This window comes from Agromyces humi (assembly GCF_009720255.1).
In the GTDB taxonomy this organism is placed as follows: domain Bacteria; phylum Actinomycetota; class Actinomycetes; order Actinomycetales; family Microbacteriaceae; genus Agromyces; species Agromyces humi.
This window is the reverse complement of record NZ_WJSP02000785.1, coordinates 1-547: the sequence shown is the minus strand read 5'-3', so window position 1 is coordinate 547 and position 547 is coordinate 1. Positions and strand designations below refer to the sequence as shown.

The following is a 547-nucleotide window of genomic DNA, read 5'->3' as shown; positions in this document are numbered from 1 at the left end:
CGCGGCGGCGCGCAGCGGCCGAGACGCCGAGGAAGCGGAAGTCGAGTTCCGCCTCGCGGGCCAGCGGTGAGATGGCCCGGCCGACGCGCGGCGTCGAGGCCGTGCCGAGCAGCATGCCGCTCGCGGCATCCGTCGCCACCCACACCTGGTGCTCACGGCTTCGTTCGGCCACGGCGGCGATGTCGGCGCGGTAGGCGTCGCTCAGCGGGAAGTCGACCGCGTAGGCCGCTTCGGTGAGCGCCGAGACCTCGTCGGCCTCGTCGGGACGCATGAGCCGCACGCGCACGTCGTCGCGCTGCTGCAGCGGATACCGGAAGACGACGGCCTCGACCTCGCCGGTCGAGACGAGTGCGTCGCGCTCGGGCACGCGCTCGAACCCGAGGCGTTCGTACAGCGCCTGGGCGCGCATGTTCAGCGCACCCGTGTCGAGCACGAGGGCATCGGCACCCCATTCGAGGGCGGCCTCGAGGCTCGCTCGCAGGAGCGCCTCGCCGAGCCGGCCGCCCTGCGCCTCGGGATCGACGGCGAGCAGGCGGAGCTCGGCCTC

Annotated in this window: 1 protein-coding gene; it reads right to left on the bottom strand. The window is 74.2% G+C overall.

The window, feature by feature from the left end; genetic code table 11:
- On the bottom strand, positions 1-547 hold a 547-nt coding region (locus GH736_RS24165; protein WP_159607641.1), incomplete at both ends, for a GNAT family N-acetyltransferase.